Here is an 18987-nt window from a genome sequence, read left to right as displayed (position 1 = left end):
ATCCTATTCGTTTATCGGTATTGCCGTCACTTTGAGATCACGGCCGACTTGGGTTATATCAGTGAATTGCAATAAGGGGACATCTTTTAATGATTGAATACCTTCACCGGAGATTAAGCTGGGAGCATGCGTTCCTCCGATTAGTTTAGGGGCAAAATAGAAGATCAATTCTTGAAAACAGCCTGCTTTGATAAAGCTTCCGTGAACTGCTGATCCGCCTTCCACATACACAGACATGATGCCTTTTTCCGCAAGGATTTTCAAAACATCGGGGACGTGGACACGCTCCGTTTCAAGCGTGAATATGTTCACTCCGAAAGCTGAAAGCCGTTTTTTCTTTTCCTCTCCTGCACGTGCCGTTGTAAAAATCCACGTCGGCGCTGCCTGATCGCAAATCACTTTGGCATCCTCAGGAATCGAAAGTTCGGTATCAAGTATTACCCGAACCGGCTGTTTTGCCACATTCGGCAGCCTGCAGGTTAAGCTTGGATCGTCGGCTTTCACCGTGCCAACTCCGACTAAAATGCTTTGGTGATTTTTCCTGTATTTCTGAGCATCTTGTCTGGCGGTTTCTGACGTGATCCATTTGCTGTCGCCCGTGCTGGTAGCTGTTTTCCCATCAAGGCTTGCAGCAGCTTTTAGTGTGACATAAGGGAGGCCTGTCCTCATGAAGTGCAGAAATTGTTTGTTCAGCTTCTCCGCCTGTTCTGCCAGGATGCCTTCTTTTACTTCGATACCGGCTTTTTCAATCATACTGATCCCTCTTCCAGCCACAAGCGGGTTAGGGTCTCTCATCGCCACGAATACTCTTTTAATGCCAGAGTTGATAATGAGTTCTGCACATGGCGGTGTTTGTCCGTAATGACTGCACGGTTCGAGTGTAACGTATATATCCGCGCCCTTTACATGTGATCCGGCCATATGGATGGCATGAACTTCCGCATGGGCTTCGCCATATTTTAAATGGGCGCCCATTCCGACAATTTGTCCGTCCTTTACGACAACAGCGCCGACGAGCGGATTGGATTCGGTCTGTCCTTCGCCCCGCTTCGCAAGATCTAATGCCAGCTTCATATAATACACTTCCATTTGTTTCCCTCCTCTCTTTTTATTTACCGTCAAAAAAGCCCCGAATATATGAAAAATCCGGGGCTTTACGTATTTTACTCAATAGGAAATAACACTATGCATTTTGACATAATTGCATAGCGTATCACCATCCTTCTCCCATCCAGACTTTCACTGTCGGCTTCAGCTTAAACTGAATCCACCGCACGCTTATGCACACGGGTCACGGGCTCTAAAGCACATTCGCTTTACTACCGCCGGTCGGGATTTCCACCCTGCCCCGAAGGATACAATCTTTATTCATTTGTCCTTATTGGCTATTATAGCGATCCTTTTTATCGTACGCAATGAAATAAACTTACAATTTGAGAAAAACAAAATACCACCCTTCGATCCGAAAGGCGGTGTTTTGTTAATCATTCACTTTGGCAACCTTGATTAATCCATCAATCCGCTTTGCTTTGCTGAAGTATGCCTTAATCTTGTCGCCTTCTTTTATATCAGATAAATCCTGATTTAATTTTTTTCCGTTGAAAATGATTTTCGTGCCGTTTTCAGCTTCTCCATGATACTCTGAACCGCTAATTTCCGTCACTTTATATTCTTGGATGGTGTATTCCTCTTCTTCTGAGGACAAGGTTTGTCCAATTGCTGTTGGAACGTCTTTCAGTTCAACGCCATTTATGTACATATAACCGCCTGCTAATAAAAACAAAAGCACTAACAGAATGGTAATTTTGGTTTTTATTCTTCTCATCTTTAAACCTCCAGCCAATATGAATATAATCATTCATATGAGTTATTCCTTTTTTTCATGAATAAAAAACCGTAAATTCTTGTAAATTATTAATATAACGATGCAAAAAGAGAATATGTTTCACATTCTGAAAAACTTTCTTTTTTATAGTAATACGAATTTATGTTCTGGTTTTGGGGGATGGACGAGAAAAACAAATAAAAAAACAGCCTCCTGTTCAGGAAGCTGCTTAATCCTAATTTGTTTTTCGCATTTCGTTAAACGGGAAGAAAACAAACTTTGCCGTACCCGCAATTTGTTTTTTCGTGAAGAGGCCAAGCCCGTTTCGGCTGTCCATTGATTTCTGCCGGTTATCTCCCATCACAAAATACTTGTCATCAGGCACTTTCACCGGGCCGAAATCATTGGTCAAATGTTCACCATTCTGATTCGCTATCTTTTTGTAAGCAGCCAAATAAGGCTCAGCTACCTTTTTCCCGTTGATATAAAGCTGGTCGCTTTTCATCTCGACTGTATCTCCTGGCAGGCCGATAATACGCTTGACATAGTGAACATCATCTCCGTTTAATACGATGATGTCTCCTCTATCAAACTCGCCGATGTATTTGACAGTCATATTGACAAAGACCCTTTCACGGTCATGTAAAGTAGGCTCCATGGACTCCCCATCAACGATATACGGCGAAAAAACAAAATTGCGGATGAGCAAAACGAGAACACCAGCAATCACAATTGCTTTTGTCCATTCTACTATTGTTTTTTTCTTTGAATTATTTTCTGCTTTCAACTGATTTCCTCCAATAAACAACGATCTTCAATTTATGTTATCACGAATCGAAAAGAAATCCCATCAGGACCATTGAAGTGATTTTTGCAATCTGTTCATCTTCCTCTTCTATTCACATTACAACTATCTTTTTTCCGCTCTATCAAATGAAAAATAAATGTTTTTACCAATAAGTTTATGCTGATTGACTCTAGCATTAATACATATAAAAAGGAGAATACTATGAAAGGAGACTTGATAGTATGATTGATTATCCTATTAATATAAACAACGTTTCCGGGAACGGCGTAGTAAACGTGGGCGGCGCTTTTATGATCAGGCCATTAACTTTGTCCAAATCAGTGTTTGGTTCCGGAGGTTTAAACACAGGAATTGTCTTTGAAAATAACTTTGTAAGCAAGGCGAAAATGATTAACCATCAATTTACTGATCAGAATGTGACCAAAACATTTTAGCCTATTCATTACAGACGGGACCATTTCAGATGTATCACTAACTACACGTCCGGTTTGTCAACCGCCATCAGTACCCAGGCGGTTTTTTTATTACATATGTTTGCCCAATAAAAAAGACTCCCCCGATATGAGGAAGCCTTCTGTCTGCCGATTAGCCTTCTACGCGAACTTCTTTCATAACGTCGCCGTTAGACATGTTTTTCGCGAATTCTAATCCGCTTGTTACTTTGCCGAACACAGTGTGAACACCGTTCAAATGCGGCTGCGGCTCATGTACGATGAAAAATTGGCTGCCGCCTGTGTCTTTTCCGGCATGTGCCATAGAAAGAGATCCCGCTTCATGTGTATGTGGGTTTCCTTCTGTTTCACATTTGATTGTGTATCCAGGACCGCCTGTGCCGGTTCCGTTTGGGCAGCCGCCTTGGCTGACGAAGCCTGGAATAACTCGGTGGAATGTAAGCCCGTTGTAAAAGCCTTCGTTCGCAAGCTTTTCAAAGTTTGCGACAGTGCCCGGAGCAGCTTCAGGGTAAAGTTCAAATTCAATTTTGTTACCGTCTTCTAATAAAAAGTAACCTGTTTTCAATTGTATGCCTACTTTCTTTATTTTAATTTTCAAAGGAGATTATGTATGATAAATGATATCCTGTCTCTCCTTGTCGCGGCTATTATACCACACCTTTCGGGGGAAAACGAATCTCTCGGCTTTACTAAAAAATAAAATGAAACCTGAATCTCTTTCTCTCCGTCTAACCTAACGGAACTGTAATTTTATCATGATTCAGGTCCTCGCAGAGCAGCTCTATCCAGCTGCTTGTGAAATTGAAGGAGGTCAAACTGCTTTGAAAAAAATATGGATTGGGATGGCAGCAGCGGCCGTTTTGCTGCTGGCTGTTCCGAAAGTCAGCCTTGCGGATGCCGCGGTTGGAGATGTTATTGTAACACTGGGCGCTGATTTGTCAGCATCTGATAAACAAAAAGTGCTTGCTGAAATGAACGTCCCTGATAATGCCACAACGGTAACCGTGACCAATAAGGAAGAGCATGAATATTTAGGAAAATATATATCAAACGCGCAAATCGGATCAAGAGCGATTTCTTCCTCATCAATAACCATTGCCAAAAAGGGCTCTGGACTGAATGTTGAGACACATCATATCAGCGGCATTACAGACGAAATGTACCTAAATGCCCTGATGACAGCAGGTGTAAAAGATGCGAAGGTTTATGTGACTGCACCGTTTGAGGTATCCGGGACTGCCGCTTTAACTGGATTGATTAAGGCGTATGAAGTTTCTTCTGATGAAGCAATCTCAGAGGATGTTAAGCAAGTAGCCAACCAAGAGCTTGTTACAACATCAGAGCTTGGAGACAAAATCGGTAACGAAAATGCAGCTGCGCTGATTGCAAAAATCAAAGAAGAGTTTGCGAAAAACGGTGTGCCTGACAATAAAGCTGACATTGAAAAACAAGTAGACGATGCGGCTTCTGATCTGAATGTCACACTTACAGACAGTCAAAAGGATCAGCTTGTCTCCCTATTCAATAAGATGAAAAACGCTAACATCGACTGGGGACAGGTCGGTGATCAGCTTGATAAAGCGAAAGACAAGATTACGAAATTCATAAAATCAGATGAAGGCAAAAACTTCATCCAGAAAGTCATTGATTTCTTCGTATCTATCTGGAATGCTATTGTTTCTATATTCAAATAAGAAAAAGCGCCGAGAAATCGGCGCTTTCTTTATTGCTTTACACCCGTTTTATAAGGCAGATCAAGTTTCACAATGTCCTCGTATGTTTCTCGTTTCACAACTAAGTGATCCTCGCCGTTTTCCACAAATACAACGGCAGGTCTTGGAATGCGGTTGTAATTATTGGCCATGCTGTATCCGTATGCGCCTGTACAAAAAACAGCAAGAAGATCGCCTTCTTTTACTTCCGGCAGATTAATATCCCAAATGAGCATATCGCCGCTTTCACAGCACTTTCCGGCAATCGACACCGTCTTGTCATGCGCTTCTCCGATACGGTTGGCGGTCGCAGCTTCATACTTCGCTTGATAAAGCGCAGGCCGAATATTATCATTCATGCCTCCGTCTACAGCCACATACTGACGGACATTCGGCACTTCTTTTTGTGAGCCAACCGTATAAAGGGTTGTGCCCGCGTCTCCAACGAGAGAGCGGCCCGGTTCAATCCAAATTTCCGGAATGTCAAAACCGTAACGAACGGCATTTTCTTTCACAGCCTCGATAATTTTTTCAACGTATTCAGTAGCGTGAAGCGGCTCATCGTCTTCCGTATAGCGGATGCCGAAGCCTCCTCCAAGATTCAGCACCTTGGATACAAACGAATATGACTGTCTCCACTCATCCAGTTTTTTGAAGATTTTTTCTGCCGCTAACACAAAACCCGCCGTATCAAAAATTTGCGAGCCAATATGGCAATGGACACCCAGAAGCTGAATGTGTTTTGATTGTAATACTTGCTCGATCGCCCGCTCAGTTTGTCCGTTATGAAGGTCGAAACCAAACTTTGAATCTTCTTGACCTGTTGTAATATAGTCATGCGTATGTGCTTCTACCCCAGGTGTGATCCGCAGAAGAACATTGATAGAGCAGTCTGTTTCTTTACATAAGTCTTCAAGAAGGGCAATTTCACAGAAATTATCCACCACGATGCAGCCGATGTGATGTTCAAGCGCCATCCGCAATTCTTCCCTGCTCTTATTATTTCCATGAAAGTGAATGCGTTCTGCCGGGAAACCTGCCGCTACAGCTGTATAAAGCTCTCCTCCTGACACTACATCCAAGGATAGTCCCTCTTCCTCAGCAAGCTGAATTATTGCAACTGAGGAAAACGCTTTGCTCGCATATGCCACCTGTGCTTTCAGTCCCGCAGTAATAAATGCCTTCTTAAAACTTTTAGCACGCTCACGTATTAAAGCCACATCATATACGTAAAGAGGAGTCCCATACTTCTCCGCCAAATAGAGAGCGTCCACTCCTCCAATTTCTAAATGCCCTTGTTGATTTTGTCTGCTTGTGCCATGTAAGAACAATGTCATTCCCTCTTTCTCCGCTTATGGGTGAAAAGGACAGTTTTATCGACTGTCCCTTCACAATTAAGACATACATTATCATACTCTTCAGTCAGTTTCAATGCGATTATGAATTGGTAGGCTGTCTTAAGCGATTTTTGGGGTGAACGATACTGGGTCTTACTTTTGCGCCAGGTTTCGCTGTGCGGATCAGCACCTGCCACAGCGCCTTGCCGTTAAATGGAATCAGCGGCCATAAGTACGGCGTTTGGAGGGATTTAATGCTTGCCATGGCAATAATCAGCACTGTAAATCCGATGACGAGCCCTTTTATATGAAATAAAGCAACGAGTATCATGAGGATAAGGCGGCTCATTTTGTTTGCCAAGCTTAATTCATAACTAGGCGTCGTAAAGGTTCCAATCGCTGCAAGTGAGACGTACAGAATCACTTCAGGCGAAAACAGACCGACTTCAATCGCAATTTGTCCGATCAGCACAGCGGCTATTAATCCCATCGCTGTCGATAAAGCGGTCGGTGTATGAATGGCAGCCATTCTGAGAAACTCAATCCCTAAGTCAGCTAAGAAAATTTGCAGAATAACGGGGATATGCGTATCTTTATTTAAACCGATAAATCTCATGTTGTCCGGAAGCAGATCAGGTTGAAGAACAAAGAGAAACCAAATCGGGAGAAATAAAGTTGAAGCAAGAATACCGAAAAATCTTACCCATCTTAAAAAGGTGCCGACTGAAGGCGCCTGCCTGTATTCTTCAGCATGCTGGACATGGTGAAACAAAGTCGTCGGAGTAATGATCACACTCGGCGATGTATCAACCATAATAATGACATGGCCTTCAAGTACATGATTTGCTGCCACATCCGGTCTTTCTGTATAGCGCACGAGCGGAAAAGGGTTATAGTTTTGATGAACAATGAACTCCTCAACAGTTTTATCTGCCATCGTTAACCCGTCGACATCAATAGCAGCAATTTCTTTTTCCACGATGTCAACGAGATCCGGATCTGCAATATCTTCTATATAACAAATGCTTAAATCCGTCTTTGATCGCTCGCCGACCTTTGTCATCTTAATGCGAAGACGTTCGTCTCTGACCCGCCGTCTGAGAAGAGCCGTATTGACGACAATATTTTCAACAAACCCGTCTCTGGCTCCCCTGACCACCTTTTCCGTATCAGGTTCTTCTGGATTTCTGCCCGGATAGCTTCTGACATCAATTATAAATGCAAACCCTGCGTCTTCTACAATAACCGCGATTAGGCCTGATAGGACTTGGTCGGTGGTTTCATCCAAGGTTTTTACTTTTTCGACCTGGGCGTTAAGCAATCTGTTTTCGACGATATCGACCAGCTCATCAGGATCTTCTTTCCGATTGTTAATGGCAACGAGTTCTCTCATTAAATGAATGATATAGGCCGTATCACACAATCCATTCAGATAGTAAAGATGTATTTCTTGATCTAAAATGGTGAGCTTGCGAACACCTACATCATAGCTTGTCCCCATCCCCACACGGTTTTTGAAGTATGCTTCATTTTTATCTGGATTCCGATAAACCCGAATTTTCTCTTCCTTGTGGTCCGGCATGATACCTGCTCCTTTCTAAAATAAACTCGACCGCTTTCATGGTGATTGGCGACCCTTTTGAGATATCGTCTTTTCTGCCCATTTTGCCGATATCCCCAATACCGACAATCAGCGGGAGATCAAGTTTATCAAGGCAATAGACTGTATCTCCGCTCATTCTGTGCGCATCATATTCTCGTTCTCCGACTTTATCGACGCCATATTCTGTTACTTCTCCATTTCGGTCAATACTTACGTCAACTCTGGTCCATTCAGCCTGATGGGTTTTTGACGCAACCGCAATCACTCCGAGCACTTCTATTGATGGATGGCTGGCGACATAGGTCAAAGCGGTTTCTCCCGGGCCCTCTCCTTGAAGTCCAGAGTCATCAAACATGACAAATACAGGATCATATGGTGCTGAGGTGATCAGCTTGACCAGCTCTGCGCCGCTGCGGATGGTAGGATTTCCTTTTGATTGGGAAATACAGCGCCCTCCCACTTTGTTTGCGGCGTATTCAATTGTTTTAGCGGCGTACACATCCCCATCTGTTACCAGTATGACCTTTCGTTTTGTCGTCATATCGGCATTATCCTTTCGGTTTGAAAATAACTGCTACGATAAAGGCGAAGAGAATGGCTGCGGAAATACCCGCAGAGGTCAGCTCAAAAATCCCCATGCCGATTCCGATAAATCCGTGTATATGCGCCTGATGCATGGCACCGTGAAGAAGACTATGGCCGAAGCTGACGATCGGGACAGTGGCGCCTCCTCCGGCAAATTCAATAAATTTATCGTAAATGCCGAAACCATCTAATATTGCACCGATTACAACAAATGATGTCATGACATGAGCTGGCGTCAATTTAAAAATATCCAAGAGCAGCTGGCCGACAATACAAATGGCCCCGCCGCATACAAAAGCCAAAAAGTAGTCCATGTTAAGATGCACCTCCTGCACGCTCAAATACTACCCCATGGGCGATGGTTGGAATGGTTTCTTTTTGCTGGATCATCGTCGGGCTTAACAGCGCCCCGGTCGCCACGACAAATACACGGTTTAATTTTCCTTCTCTCAGCTGCTTAAAAATGTGAGAGTAGGTGACAACCGCCGAACAAGCGCAGCCGCTTCCTCCGGCAAAGACCTGCTGATCCGGAGTGTAAATCAGAAGCCCGCAATCATCATGCTTTGTGCCGACCGGATAGCCATCTTCCTTTAAGATGTCTTTTACGATGGGAGATCCGACGCCTGACAGGTCACCTGTCAGGATAAGATCATAGTCATCCGCTGTCCGGTTGAGATCTTTAAAATGCTGCTTAATCGTATCAGCTGCAGCGGGGGCCATGGCTGATCCCATATCAAACGGATCAGTAATTCCTAAGTCAGCAACCTTGCCGACAGTCGCGCTTGTGATTTGGATGTCACCCGGTGTCTGACTGATGACAACCGCTCCGCTTCCGGTTACAGTAGAAGTGGCAGTATCCGGTTTTTGGCCTCCGTATTCCGTTGGATAGCGAAACTGTCTTTCCGCCGTTGCATTATGGCTGCTGGTAGCTGCGAGCGCCCTTTTGGCAAAACCGCCGTCTACTAAGGCTGATGCGACAGCCACTGTTTCCATTGATGTTGAACAGGCGCCAAACATACAAAGAAACGGAATTTTTAATTGTCTTGCCACATAGTTGGCTGTCACATTTTGATTCAGCAGGTCGCCTGCCAGTAAGAGATCAATATCATCTTTTGTCAGATTATTTTTTTGAAGCGCTGATGTAATCGCATCTTCCATCAGCTGGCGTTCAGCCATTTCCCAATTTTTTTGATTGCAGTGCATCTCGTCATAGGTTTTATCATATAAAGAGCCCAGCGGTCCGTCTTTTTCCTTTGGTCCGACTGCTGTTCCCGCTGAGTTGACAAATAAGGGATGTTCATATACCCAGGTTTGCTTTCCAGTTAATTTCATTTTCTTCTCCTCCTATGACATCAGTTTCTCAAAAGCAAACCGGATCATTCCGACGATGTAAGCAGCCACAACTCCGAAAACAATAACATTTCCCGCTAGTTTAAACATGTTTGTCGCTACTCCGAGCACTAACCCTTCGCTTTTATATTCAAGAGCCGCACTTGCCATACTGTTAGCAAAACCTGTGACCGGCACGGCTGAACCAGCGCCTGCAAACTGTCCGATTCTGTCATAGATGCCGAACCCTGTAAGCAGTGCAGAAATTAATATTAGTGTGGCCGCCGTTGGGTTTCCTGCTGTTTTTTCATTAAAATTAAAAAAATGAATATAAAAATTTTGCAGACCTTGCCCGATGGCGCAGATCAGACCGCCTACCAGAAAGGCTTTTACACAGTTCCAGATGTACGGCGGCTTAGGCTGATAGGTTTTTACTTTTGATTTGTAGTTTTCTTTTATGTTTGTCATCTTGAAACCTCCTTATGAATGATCAACAAAATACAGCCAGAGAAATAGAGAGCCGGCAATTTTTCCAAACACGATGGCCATTAACAGAATAATGATCTTACTTCTGAGCCCGATTCGTTTTGCCAAAATCGGCAGGACATTTAAAACCTCTGTGAGGGCAGCCGCAAGCATTCCGACAAACACCCCTGCCAGCAGTCCGACCGGAACGGCAATCCATTTTGTTAAAAAAAGATGGTTCATATGAAGCGTCTCCCATCCGCCGCAAACAGCGCCAAAAATAACAGCCGCTTCATAAGCTTGGACAAATCTCATTGTTTTGGTGAGCTGCATCAGCCGCGGAATGATTCCCATTACGGTTAAAAAGGCAACGAAACCCGCCCCCACTGTGATACCCCCGCCGAGCCCGACAAAAATAATGAACAAGACACTAACGATCATGCAGGTCCTTTATTGTTTCTTGATTCTCATGCATGGCTACATATTGGTCGAGATCAAGCTGGTAGTTAAACATCTCAACCTCCAGCGGGCTAGGCTCTTCATTTAGGCGCTTTTTAAATATGTGGTTAAAAAACACAATCATCCCAAGTCCCAAACCGATGCTGTATGGGATTTGAAGCAAATATGGATAGTCATTTCTCTCTCCGGTTATGATTTCATATAGTGCGATATGGACATCCCTCATGCTGACATCCTCATGAAAGTTCATAATGGCAAGACACGATCCGATAAACAGAAGCAGCCAGACACCGATAAACAGAACTGTTGATAATTGCCGTTTTCGATACTGAACTTCAACAATGGCTTCTGCCCCGCCTACCGTTTGAACATCAAGAGCCGGATCTTGTAAATGGATGGCTTTGAGAACTTGTATGATATCCAGAATTACGATATTTTTATCTTTTTCGCTCACCTGGTAAAGCGGCATAGCCGATAGTTTCTTTTTCAGCTGAAGCTGTCCTTCAATTTGCGCGGCATCTCCCACCGTGATGATATCTCCCGGGCGGGCCAGCACTCTGTGACGAAGTCGGATAAATATACGTCGTTCCATCTTTGATCACCATCTTTCGGTGGTTATATATGTAGTATGTGGTTCGATTTTGTTCTCATTCATCCGCTTGAAAAGACCATAAATTACCACGCTTTCACGCACAAAAAAGCTAGTCTGCATGGCAGACTAGCTATCCGTATGATCCATTTGAACCTTGATCTGTTTTAATATTTTCTTTTCGAGTCTGGATACCTGAACTTGAGAGATCCCAAGCCGCTCAGCCACCTCGGACTGCGTTTTGTCTTTATAATATCTGAGATAAACAATTAGTTTTTCCCTTTCCTCCAAATCGCTGATTGCTTCTTTCAGCGCAATCTTGTCAAACCATTTTTCTTCTGAGTTGTCAGCAATTTGATCAAGCAAAGTAATCGGATCTCCGTCGTTTTCATAAACGGTTTCGTGAATCGAAGACGGAGCCCTTACCGCCTCTTGGGCGAGTATGACATCTTCTGCTTCTATATCTAAGTAGTCGGCAATCTCCTGCACCGTCGGCACTCGACATAGTGTTTTGGAAAGCTCATCCTTCGCACGCCGGATTTTGTTGCCGAGCTCTTTTAATGACCTGGACACCTTTACGGTTCCATCATCACGGATAAAACGCTGGATTTCACCGATAATCATCGGCACTGCATATGTTGAAAAACGCACATCATAGGTTAAATCAAATTTGTCTACAGATTTTAACAGCCCAATGCAGCCGATCTGGAAAAGATCATCAGGCTCGTAGCCTCTGTTTAAAAACCGCTGTACGACAGACCAAACAAGACGCATGTTTTTTTCTATGAGGAGGTCTCTTGCCTGCTGGTCGCCATTTTGGCTTTGTTTGATTAATTCCTTTACTTCATGATCCTTCAGCTGAGCGTTTTTGCTGTTTTTCTTAACCTCCACATCCATAACAAATCTCCTTAATTACAAAGCGCTTTGCTTTTTGATAAGTGCTTTGTTAAGCGAATCGTTGTGCCCATCTCAGGCGAAGAATCGATGCTGACATCATCCATGAAATTTTCCATAATGGTAAAGCCCATTCCAGACCGTTCGAGCTCAGGCTTTGTCGTAAATAAAGGCTGGCGGGCTTCTTCAAGATCTGTAATCCCTCTGCCTTCATCACGAATAGTCATGTATACGATATGATCTTCCAGCGTCACTGAAATGTAAACTTTTCCGTCACAATTCTCTTCATATCCATGGATAATGGCGTTTGTCACAGCCTCTGACACGACTGTTTTGATTTCGGTTAGCTCGTCCATTGTCGGGTCAAGCTGGGCAATAAACGAAGCAACTGTCACGCGGGCGAACGATTCATTCTGGCTGAGAGCAGAAAATTCAAGATGCATTTCATTTTTCATGAGGCCACCCCCAGCGTCAGCAGCGCTTGCTGCTCGGATTGTTCAAAACGAATAATTTTAAACAGACCCGACATATCAAACAGCCGTTTTACTGCAGGCGAGATAGCGCAAACGACCATTTCCCCGCCAATTTGCTTAATTTGCTTGTATCTTCCTAAAATAACGCCAAGCCCTGAGCTGTCCATAAAGGAAAGTTCTTCCAGGTTCAGCACAATATGGCGAATATCATCCTTTTCCAATGATTGAGTCACTTTTTGCTTTAAGGTTTCAGCTGTATGGTGATCGAGTTCACCTGTTAATCGAATACAAAGCACAGATTCTTTGACATACATGTCAATTCCAAGGCTCATGCTCATTCCTCCTTGATATGATCGGATAATGAGTGTTTCGATTTCGAAGGAATGAATTCCTTCACCATGACAAAACTAGTGATCATTCGGCATAATTACTTAAATTTTGTCCAGTCTGCCATCGTCCGTTTCAAGAATGTTAAGAAACCGGCTTTCTTCATATCCTCTTTAGCAGCAACAGGACTTTCAGCGAGCACGTCTCCATCCTTTTTCAATATGAGTGTGCCAAGCTCTTGCCCTTTGTGAATTGGAGCGCTTACATTGTCATTCATTTTGATTTCTTTTTTTACATTTTTCATATCCGCGCCTTTTTTCGTCAGGATTGAAATCGGCTCAGATGTCGTAAGTTCGAGAAATTTTTGTTTTCCTTTTTTGACCTTTATTTTTGCTACTGTTTCATTTCGTTTATATAAAGGATGCGTTTCATACTGGTTAAATGCGTAATCGAGCATCTTTGTCACTTGCGCGTTTCTTTCTTTAGGGGTGCTCGCCCCGAAGACAACCGCGATCGCCCGCATGTTTCCTTTTTTCGCTGAAGCTGTCAGACAATATTTGGCCTCTCCTGTATAGCCTGTCTTAACGCCGTCTACGCCAGGATAAAATTTGATCAGTCGATTCGTATTCACAAGCCAAAACTTTTTATCTGTATGTTCGCGCAAATAATCTTCATACGTGCCGGTAAACTTCGTGATGGATTCGTATTTCAATAATTCCTTAGCCATGATGGCCATGTCGTAAGCAGAGCTGTAATGTCCTTTTTCGGTCAGCCCGGTCGGGTTTTTGAAGGATGTGTTTTTCAAGCCCAGCTCTTTTGCTGTTTCGTTCATTTTCTTCACAAATTCTTCTTCAGAGCCGGAAATGAATTCAGCCATCGCTACGGAAGCATCATTTCCTGATGCGATTGCGATGCCTTTCAGCATTTCTTTGACAGTCATTTCTTCACCAGGTTCCAGAAAAATCTGTGAGCCGCCCATTGAAGCCGCGTGTTCGCTTGCACGGACCTTATCACTCATTTTGATCTTGCCTTCATCTAAAGCTTTCATAATTAAAAGCATCGTCATAATTTTCGTCATGCTTGCAGGCGCCAGTCTTTCATTACTATTTTTGTTGTAAAGCACTTTTCCCGTGTCACGTTCGATCAGCACCGCAGACTTCGCTTCATGAGCAAGCTCCGATGTACGTTTTCCGTCTTGTTTTGCAAATGCAGACGGTGCAAATGTAAGCAGCATTATACCAATCAACAAAGTGGATAAAAGACGTTTCATCTCAAAAGCCCTCCATTTCATAATCCTTTTTATTTTTTCCAAGCCGGCTGGTTTTATACGCCTTTGATGGAAAATGTTTCGTATCTTTTTCAGGCATAAAAAAAGACAGCAGTGTCCTATCAGACACAGCTGTCTTTCGATCTTAAACATTTATTCGTACTGAGCAACGACCGCTTTGACAAGCTTCAAGAATCCTGCTTTTACTTTTTCGGTCACTTCCATTACTTCATCATGACTTAACGGCTGATCCAGAATTCCGGCTGCTGCGTTAGAGATGCAGGAAATACCGAGGACTCGCATTCCCGCATGATTCGCTACAATCACTTCCGGCACAGTAGACATGCCGACTGCATCAGAGCCCATTGTTCTTAAGAAACGTACTTCTGCCGGCGTTTCGTAAGAAGGACCTGTCACAGCGGTATATACACCCTTTTGAAGCGGAATGTTAAGGTCTTTTGCAACTTTTTCAGCCAGGCTGGAAAGATCTTTGTCATATGCTTGAGACATATCTGGAAATCTAGCGCCGAAATCGGCTTCATTTGGCCCGATTAACGGATTTGTTCCCATAAAGTTGATATGATCGGTAATGATCATTAAGTCTCCCGCACGGAATTCAGTATTGACACCGCCAGCGGCATTTGTCACAATCAATGCTTCCACGCCGAGCGCTTTCATGACGCGTACAGGGAAAGTGACCTTATCCATTGAATAGCCTTCATAAAAATGAAAACGGCCCTGCATTGCAATAACAGAGACTCCTTCAAGAGTGCCAAGCACAAGCTGGCCGGCATGCCCCTCAACAGTGGATACCGGGAATTCAGGTATGTCTTCATATTTCAGCTTAACTGGATGTTCGATTTCATCCGCCAAAATTCCGAGACCTGAGCCTAAAATAAGGCCGATCTTCGGAGATTCCGGCAGGTTTTGCTTAATAAAAGCGGCTGCGCGTTCGATTCTGTCTTTCAAGAAACAGTCCCCCTATTGTAATAAAGATAAAAAGCTTTTCCCGTATTTCGGTTGATTTGTTTGGAAATTATCAGCGATCGTTGCACCAATATCGGCAAATGTATCTGCAAGCGGCAGCATTTGCGCTTTCTTATGTTTCTTGCTGTAAGCGAGAATCGGCACGTATTCGCGTGTATGGTCGGTACCATGATGAATCGGATCATTGCCGTGATCAGCTGTAATGATTAACAGATCGTCTTCTTTCATTTTCTCAAATACTTCCGGAAGACGTGCATCAAATTCTTCAAGCGCGCGTCCGTATCCTTCAGGGTCACGGCGATGTCCGAATAAAGCATCAAAATCAACAAGGTTCGCAAAGCTGAGGCCCGTAAAGTCTTCTCCCAGCGTATCAATCACCTTGTCCATTCCGTCCATATTGGAAACCGTTCTCCGCGAAGAAGTAATGCCTTCTCCATCATAAATATCAGAAATTTTTCCGATCGAGATCACATCTAAGCCGCTGTCGTTTAATTCATTCATGACGGTACGGTCAAACGGTTTAAGCGCATAGTCATGACGGTTTGGTGTCCGTTTAAATTGTCCCGGCTCTCCGACGAACGGCCGTGCAATAATGCGGCCCACCATATACTTCGGATCAAGTGTCAGCTCTCTCGCCGTCTCACAAATACGGTACAGCTCTTCAAGCGGCACAATCTCTTCATGAGCAGCAATTTGCAGAACAGAGTCAGCAGATGTATAGACAATTAAAGCTCCTGTCTCCATATGCTCCCGGCCAAGTTCGTCTAAAATTGCTGTGCCTGAAGCCGGCTTATTTCCAATTATTTTGCGTCCGGATCTCTTTTCCAGTTCTTGAAGCAGTTCATCTGGAAAACCTTCCGGAAATACTTTAAACGGTTTGTCAATATATAAGCCCATAATCTCCCAATGGCCAGTCATTGTATCTTTACCATTGGACGCTTCTTGCATTTTTCCGTAATAGGCAAGCGGTTTTTCTGTCTTTTGTACACCTTTGATATCTCCGATGAGACCAAGGCCGAGTTTTGCCATATTCGGCATATGTAATCCATTCATATGCTCGGCGATATGTCCGAGCGTATTGGCGCCTTCATCATTGAAATCAGCAGCATCCGGCGCTTCACCGATTCCCACTGAGTCCATTACAATTAAAAACACACGATTATATTTGTATGCAGGCATCTTAAAAGCCTCCTTTTTTTCTATACGTCTATTGTATCGCTAAGAGGTCTGACAACTCAAGTATAAATCGTTTTCATTCCCGTTGACAATGCATTAGAAAATAATGAGAAACTTCAATATTTTCTGCCGCTCTAAACTAAAAAAGCCGCAGCCACCTGCGGCTAGGCGCGCGGATGAAACTGCTTGTACACATCCTTCAGCCTTGTTTTCGTCACATGCGTATAAATTTGCGTTGTGGATATATCCGCATGACCGAGCATTTCCTGCACAGCTCTTAAATCAGCCCCATTCTCAAGCAGATGGGTCGCAAAGGAATGCCTGAGCGTATGCGGTGTCAATTCTTTTTTGATCCCGGCTTCCAACGCGATTTTCTTTAAATTCTTCCAAAATCCCTGGCGGCTGATCTGTTTGCCGTGATGATTTAAAAAGAGAGCGTCAGACACATTGTTCTTTAACAGTTTTCCTCTGGCTTTTGTCATATATTCCTCAATGGCGGAAGCAGCGGTTTCACCGATTGGCACAATCCGTTCTTTTCTTCCTTTTCCGAAACAGCGGACAAAACCCATGGATAAATGGACATCTGATGTTTTCAATTCAATCATCTCACTGACTCGTATGCCTGTCGCATAAAGCAGCTCCAGCATCGCCTTATCTCGATAGCCAAAAGGGCTTGTCAGCTTGGGCGTGTCCAATAACCGCTCAACCTCATTGAGCGCAAGCACCTTCGGAAGCGCGCGTTCAGTTTTTTGTGTCTCAATATGAACAGAAGGGTCCTTGTCGGTCACCCTTTCTCTGAGCAGAAATTGATGAAAAGAACGAATGGATGCCAAGTGCCGCGCCGATGTCTTTCCGGATTTCCCCGAGTCCTTCAAGTGCTTTAAATATTGGATAATATGTATGCGGGTTACGTGATTCCAATCTGTAACATGAAGGGTTTCTGTTAAATAGATAGAATAGCTTTTCAAGTCACGTTCATAGGATACCACCGTGTTTTGAGAAAGCCCTCTCTCTACCATGACGTAGTGGATGAAATCCTTTATTTGATCTTTCACTCGTGATCTACTCCCCATTTTGGTAAAAAAAGATCAACCGGTCGAACCATCCGCCTTTTTTATCCTGATCCATTTCAACAACTTTTACAGCGGACCCTTCCGGTTTATCGTACCGATGATAGTTTTCATACTCTTGATTCACCCATATCATAGCATAATAGAACAGAGCGGTAAAACCGGTAAACAGGATGAAAACTTTCAATGCATCGAGAGCTGTTTTTAGGAATCTTCCCATGTCCTAATCGATCCTTTCCTATGGTTCCAGTTATTTAAACCATATGCCAAATCAGAAGGGTTTTATACATAGAAACAGCAAAAAACCCTTTCCACATGAGAAAAGGCTCGCGCTCGGCACCATCTATTCAGCTTCTTTTCCGTTACAACGGTGGCAAATGCCATGAAACGTCAATCTATGATCTTTAATCTTAAATTTCCAATCATGTTCAATGATGTCTTCCACGTCTTCAAGCAAATCTTCTTCAATTTCATCAACGGCTCCGCACTCCATACACACCAAGTGGTGATGAAAGTGAGCTGCACCCTCTTTCCGAAGGTCGTAACGGGAAACGCCGTCTCCAAAGTTAATTTTATCAACAACTTTTAATTCAGTTAATAATTCAAGCGTACGGTATACTGTTGCGAGACCGATCTCAGGAGATTTCTCTTTTACGAGGAGGTATACATCTTCTGCGCTTAAATGGTCTTCTTCGTTTTCAAGCAGCACCCTTACTGTCGCTTCACGCTGAGGCGTAAGTTTGTAGCTGGATGAGTGCAGCTGTTTCTTAATTCGATCAATACGGTTTTCCATGTCTTTCCCTCCTACGCCGCATTCCATGACTCATTATAACAAAATACGCGCAGAGTTCCAACTATAATTATTATAAACTGATAAATAAAATGGTTTTTTTTTGATAATAATTTTAAAATAATCTTGATGTAAGCTTTTCCATGAAAATTGGAGACAAATAAGCCTCAAAAAGAGAGGAGATCAATGCTAAAAACAGAATGATCAGAAGCACAAAGGCATACCGACCGAACCATTGAATCGGCGCGTCATGAAGGCTTCGTTTCACGAACAGCTGCCTGATTAACTTCAGAGAAAACGCAATCGCACACGTGCCCATCATGAGATACGCCGGAATCAGAAGCACATTTTGCGGCAAAACGGAGACAAAGGATAAGAAAAAACCGCCGGCTCCCATCTGATTGACAAGGAACCCGACAGTAAAGCCGACTACGATGCCTTTCAAAAAGATCATGATAAAAATAATCGGCATCCCAATGACGGAAATCCCCAATATCCACATTAACCCTAAATATTTAGCATTATGAAAGATACTTTGTGCAAACATGTCAGATGAACTTGCCTGTTTTCCATCCGAAAGCTGCCCGAAAAATCGGCTTAAATAGTAGTATAAATCTTCTTTCTGACTGATGGTCATGCTGTTGACAATGATGGCGCCAAAGATAACACCCATGAAAAACAGTACTGAGACAAATATATAAAGAGAGAGATGATCTTTGACATGTCTGAGAAACATGTCCTTATAAGAGACTTTTCGCATACCGTTTCCTCCCGCCCGCTCTATTGATTTATTTAATAGATTGTATGAAAGAAACGGAAAAACATGCTCTTTTTCAAAA

Annotated in this window: 24 protein-coding genes and 1 riboswitch; of the genes, 2 read left to right on the top strand and 22 right to left on the bottom strand. The window is 43.4% G+C overall.

All coding sequences use genetic code 11. The annotated features are described in order from the left end of the window. Positions 1-3: 3 nt before the first annotated feature. The 3 genes from ribD to sipS all read right to left on the bottom strand — a co-directional run bounded on the left by ribD (position 4) and on the right by sipS (position 2612). A complete protein-coding gene (gene ribD / locus BTW01_RS08485; RefSeq protein ID WP_162102560.1) occupies positions 4-1089 on the bottom strand; it encodes a bifunctional diaminohydroxyphosphoribosylaminopyrimidine deaminase/5-amino-6-(5-phosphoribosylamino)uracil reductase RibD in 1086 nt (361 codons plus the stop codon). Between the two features lie 126 nt (positions 1090-1215). After that, a riboswitch (FMN riboswitch) is annotated at positions 1216-1360 on the bottom strand. A gap of 120 nt (positions 1361-1480) precedes the next feature. Continuing rightward, positions 1481-1825, bottom strand: coding sequence for a hypothetical protein (locus BTW01_RS08480; protein WP_162102559.1), 345 nt, complete (start codon positions 1823-1825; stop codon positions 1481-1483). 235 nt (positions 1826-2060) lie between these two features. Then, entirely contained in the window at positions 2061-2612 is a 552-nt protein-coding gene (gene sipS, locus BTW01_RS08475) for a signal peptidase I sipS (RefSeq protein WP_162102558.1), read from the bottom strand. Between the two features lie 242 nt (positions 2613-2854). On the opposite strand from sipS, the gene BTW01_RS08470 reads away from it, so the two are divergent. Then, positions 2855-3067, top strand: a complete 213-nt coding sequence (locus BTW01_RS08470) for a spore germination protein (RefSeq protein WP_071578073.1) — start codon at positions 2855-2857, stop codon at positions 3065-3067. A gap of 151 nt (positions 3068-3218) precedes the next feature. Here BTW01_RS08470 and BTW01_RS08465 read toward each other — a convergent pair whose 3' ends face one another. Continuing rightward, complete coding sequence (locus tag BTW01_RS08465; RefSeq protein ID WP_162102557.1) at positions 3219-3650, bottom strand: peptidylprolyl isomerase; 432 nt, start codon at positions 3648-3650, stop codon at positions 3219-3221. Between the two features lie 256 nt (positions 3651-3906). Between BTW01_RS08465 and BTW01_RS08460 the strand changes: the two genes are divergently transcribed. Then, the gene (locus BTW01_RS08460) at positions 3907-4779 is read left to right on the top strand and encodes a DUF1002 domain-containing protein (protein WP_162102556.1); all 873 of its coding nucleotides are present in this window, start codon (positions 3907-3909) and stop codon (positions 4777-4779) included. A 29-nt stretch (positions 4780-4808) separates the two neighbouring features. On the opposite strand, the gene lysA is transcribed toward BTW01_RS08460, so the two are convergent. The 18 genes from lysA to spoIIM form a co-directional block, all read right to left on the bottom strand. After that, positions 4809-6128 carry a diaminopimelate decarboxylase gene (gene lysA / locus BTW01_RS08455; RefSeq protein ID WP_162102815.1) on the bottom strand — a complete coding sequence of 440 codons (1320 nt, stop codon included), beginning with the start codon at positions 6126-6128 and terminating at the stop codon, positions 4809-4811. Between the two features lie 106 nt (positions 6129-6234). Next, positions 6235-7716 carry a spore germination protein SpoVAF gene (gene spoVAF / locus BTW01_RS08450; protein ID WP_162102555.1) on the bottom strand — a complete coding sequence of 494 codons (1482 nt, stop codon included), beginning with the start codon at positions 7714-7716 and terminating at the stop codon, positions 6235-6237. Further along, a complete protein-coding gene (gene spoVAEA, locus BTW01_RS08445; protein WP_162102554.1) occupies positions 7667-8278 on the bottom strand; it encodes a stage V sporulation protein SpoVABEA in 612 nt (203 codons plus the stop codon). Before spoVAEA ends, spoVAF begins: the two co-directional genes overlap by 50 nt. A gap of 7 nt (positions 8279-8285) precedes the next feature. Further along, positions 8286-8636 carry a stage V sporulation protein AE gene (gene spoVAE, locus BTW01_RS08440; RefSeq protein ID WP_162102553.1) on the bottom strand — a complete coding sequence of 117 codons (351 nt, stop codon included), beginning with the start codon at positions 8634-8636 and terminating at the stop codon, positions 8286-8288. A 1-nt stretch (position 8637) separates the two neighbouring features. Further along, the gene (gene spoVAD / locus BTW01_RS08435) at positions 8638-9654 is read right to left on the bottom strand and encodes a stage V sporulation protein AD (protein ID WP_162102552.1); all 1017 of its coding nucleotides are present in this window, start codon (positions 9652-9654) and stop codon (positions 8638-8640) included. 12 nt (positions 9655-9666) lie between these two features. After that, entirely contained in the window at positions 9667-10119 is a 453-nt protein-coding gene (gene spoVAC / locus BTW01_RS08430) for a stage V sporulation protein AC (RefSeq protein WP_162102551.1), read from the bottom strand. A 12-nt stretch (positions 10120-10131) separates the two neighbouring features. Continuing rightward, the gene (gene spoVAB, locus BTW01_RS08425) at positions 10132-10557 is read right to left on the bottom strand and encodes a stage V sporulation protein SpoVAB (RefSeq protein WP_162102550.1); all 426 of its coding nucleotides are present in this window, start codon (positions 10555-10557) and stop codon (positions 10132-10134) included. Further along, the gene (gene spoVAA, locus BTW01_RS08420; RefSeq protein ID WP_162102549.1) at positions 10547-11167 is read right to left on the bottom strand and encodes a stage V sporulation protein SpoVAA; all 621 of its coding nucleotides are present in this window, start codon (positions 11165-11167) and stop codon (positions 10547-10549) included. Before spoVAA ends, spoVAB begins: the two co-directional genes overlap by 11 nt. A 126-nt stretch (positions 11168-11293) precedes the next feature. Continuing rightward, positions 11294-12061 carry an RNA polymerase sporulation sigma factor SigF gene (gene sigF / locus BTW01_RS08415; RefSeq protein ID WP_162102548.1) on the bottom strand — a complete coding sequence of 256 codons (768 nt, stop codon included), beginning with the start codon at positions 12059-12061 and terminating at the stop codon, positions 11294-11296. Positions 12062-12072: 11 nt separating this feature from the next. Further along, positions 12073-12513 (bottom strand): anti-sigma F factor, encoded by a 441-nt coding sequence (gene spoIIAB, locus BTW01_RS08410; protein WP_162102547.1) that lies wholly within the window; start codon positions 12511-12513, stop codon positions 12073-12075. Beyond that, the gene (gene spoIIAA / locus BTW01_RS08405) at positions 12510-12863 is read right to left on the bottom strand and encodes an anti-sigma F factor antagonist (RefSeq protein WP_162102546.1); all 354 of its coding nucleotides are present in this window, start codon (positions 12861-12863) and stop codon (positions 12510-12512) included. The genes spoIIAB and spoIIAA overlap by 4 nt, the downstream gene beginning before the upstream one ends. Before the next feature lie 95 nt (positions 12864-12958). Then, positions 12959-14128: a D-alanyl-D-alanine carboxypeptidase DacF gene (gene dacF, locus BTW01_RS08400; RefSeq protein WP_162102545.1), complete on the bottom strand. Its 1170-nt coding sequence runs from the start codon at positions 14126-14128 to the stop codon at positions 12959-12961. Positions 14129-14278: 150 nt separating this feature from the next. Continuing rightward, positions 14279-15094: a purine nucleoside phosphorylase I, inosine and guanosine-specific gene (locus BTW01_RS08395; protein ID WP_162102544.1), complete on the bottom strand. Its 816-nt coding sequence runs from the start codon at positions 15092-15094 to the stop codon at positions 14279-14281. Positions 15095-15106: 12 nt separating this feature from the next. Continuing rightward, on the bottom strand, positions 15107-16291 hold the full coding sequence (gene deoB / locus BTW01_RS08390; RefSeq protein WP_162102543.1) for a phosphopentomutase: 1185 nt from the start codon (positions 16289-16291) through the stop codon (positions 15107-15109). 161 nt (positions 16292-16452) lie between these two features. Beyond that, positions 16453-17343 (bottom strand): site-specific tyrosine recombinase XerD, encoded by an 891-nt coding sequence (xerD, locus tag BTW01_RS08385; protein ID WP_162102542.1) that lies wholly within the window; start codon positions 17341-17343, stop codon positions 16453-16455. A gap of 7 nt (positions 17344-17350) precedes the next feature. After that, positions 17351-17578 carry a YqzK family protein gene (locus tag BTW01_RS08380; protein ID WP_162102541.1) on the bottom strand — a complete coding sequence of 76 codons (228 nt, stop codon included), beginning with the start codon at positions 17576-17578 and terminating at the stop codon, positions 17351-17353. A gap of 123 nt (positions 17579-17701) precedes the next feature. Next, entirely contained in the window at positions 17702-18151 is a 450-nt protein-coding gene (gene fur, locus BTW01_RS08375) for a ferric iron uptake transcriptional regulator (RefSeq protein WP_162102540.1), read from the bottom strand. Positions 18152-18263: 112 nt separating this feature from the next. Beyond that, positions 18264-18908, bottom strand: a complete 645-nt coding sequence (gene spoIIM / locus BTW01_RS08370) for a stage II sporulation protein M (RefSeq protein ID WP_162102539.1) — start codon at positions 18906-18908, stop codon at positions 18264-18266. Between the last annotated feature and the right edge of the window lie 79 nt (positions 18909-18987).

This window comes from Bacillus sp. SKDU12 (genome assembly GCF_010093085.1).
Classification (GTDB): Bacteria; Bacillota; Bacilli; order Bacillales; family Bacillaceae; genus Bacillus; species Bacillus mexicanus.
This window is presented reverse-complemented; position numbering and strand designations above follow the sequence as displayed.

Excerpts from the sequence above, each read along its gene's own strand:
- ribD (WP_162102560.1), bottom strand. The coding sequence starts at position 1,089 with ATGGAAGTGTATTATATGAAGCTGGCATTAGATCTTGCGAAGCGGGGC.
- BTW01_RS08480 (WP_162102559.1), bottom strand. The coding sequence starts at position 1,825 with ATGAGAAGAATAAAAACCAAAATTACCATTCTGTTAGTGCTTTTGTTT.
- BTW01_RS08470 (WP_071578073.1), top strand. The coding sequence starts at position 2,855 with ATGATTGATTATCCTATTAATATAAACAACGTTTCCGGGAACGGCGTA.
- spoVAF (WP_162102555.1), bottom strand. The coding sequence starts at position 7,716 with ATGCCGGACCACAAGGAAGAGAAAATTCGGGTTTATCGGAATCCAGAT.
- spoVAEA (WP_162102554.1), bottom strand. The coding sequence starts at position 8,278 with ATGACGACAAAACGAAAGGTCATACTGGTAACAGATGGGGATGTGTAC.
- spoVAE (WP_162102553.1), bottom strand. The coding sequence starts at position 8,636 with ATGGACTACTTTTTGGCTTTTGTATGCGGCGGGGCCATTTGTATTGTC.
- spoVAD (WP_162102552.1), bottom strand. The coding sequence starts at position 9,654 with ATGAAATTAACTGGAAAGCAAACCTGGGTATATGAACATCCCTTATTT.
- spoVAC (WP_162102551.1), bottom strand. The coding sequence starts at position 10,119 with ATGACAAACATAAAAGAAAACTACAAATCAAAAGTAAAAACCTATCAG.
- spoVAB (WP_162102550.1), bottom strand. The coding sequence starts at position 10,557 with ATGATCGTTAGTGTCTTGTTCATTATTTTTGTCGGGCTCGGCGGGGGT.
- spoVAA (WP_162102549.1), bottom strand. The coding sequence starts at position 11,167 with ATGGAACGACGTATATTTATCCGACTTCGTCACAGAGTGCTGGCCCGC.
- sigF (WP_162102548.1), bottom strand. The coding sequence starts at position 12,061 with ATGGATGTGGAGGTTAAGAAAAACAGCAAAAACGCTCAGCTGAAGGAT.
- spoIIAB (WP_162102547.1), bottom strand. The coding sequence starts at position 12,513 with ATGAAAAATGAAATGCATCTTGAATTTTCTGCTCTCAGCCAGAATGAA.
- spoIIAA (WP_162102546.1), bottom strand. The coding sequence starts at position 12,863 with ATGAGCCTTGGAATTGACATGTATGTCAAAGAATCTGTGCTTTGTATT.
- dacF (WP_162102545.1), bottom strand. The coding sequence starts at position 14,128 with ATGAAACGTCTTTTATCCACTTTGTTGATTGGTATAATGCTGCTTACA.
- deoB (WP_162102543.1), bottom strand. The coding sequence starts at position 16,291 with ATGCCTGCATACAAATATAATCGTGTGTTTTTAATTGTAATGGACTCA.
- BTW01_RS08380 (WP_162102541.1), bottom strand. The coding sequence starts at position 17,578 with ATGGGAAGATTCCTAAAAACAGCTCTCGATGCATTGAAAGTTTTCATC.
- fur (WP_162102540.1), bottom strand. The coding sequence starts at position 18,151 with ATGGAAAACCGTATTGATCGAATTAAGAAACAGCTGCACTCATCCAGC.
- spoIIM (WP_162102539.1), bottom strand. The coding sequence starts at position 18,908 with ATGCGAAAAGTCTCTTATAAGGACATGTTTCTCAGACATGTCAAAGAT.